Raw genomic sequence first — 298 nt, 5'->3', positions numbered from 1 at the left:
GATTAGGAATGTTGAAAGTCCCATTAAAATAGATGCAGGATAATGTGTTGCCGTATTAGGTAACTTATCGCCTTGTTTTTTCTCATTATCTTTTACATTGCCACCTTGAGAACCGTTGCCCCCCTGAGAACTGCTATCGCCTTTAACACGGTTACTGCCTTGAGAGCCATTACCGCCTTGAGAACTACTATCGCCTTTAACTCGATTGCCGCCAGAACCACTGCCACTAGAGCCGTTACCGCCAGAACCGTTACCGCCCTGAGAACCACTGCCGCCAGAACCGTTGCCGCCAGAACCG

At 49.0% G+C, this 298-nt stretch carries 1 pseudogene; it reads right to left on the bottom strand.

Annotated elements, in window-relative coordinates:
• Nucleotides 1–298, bottom strand: a pseudogene (locus MR113_RS27625) (cell wall anchor protein); the annotation flags it as partial.

Origin of the sequence: Bacillus cereus group sp. BfR-BA-01379, from assembly GCF_022663605.1 — a bacterium.
In the GTDB taxonomy this organism is placed as follows: Bacteria; Bacillota; Bacilli; order Bacillales; family Bacillaceae_G; genus Bacillus_A; species Bacillus_A mobilis.
This window is presented reverse-complemented; position numbering and strand designations above follow the sequence as displayed.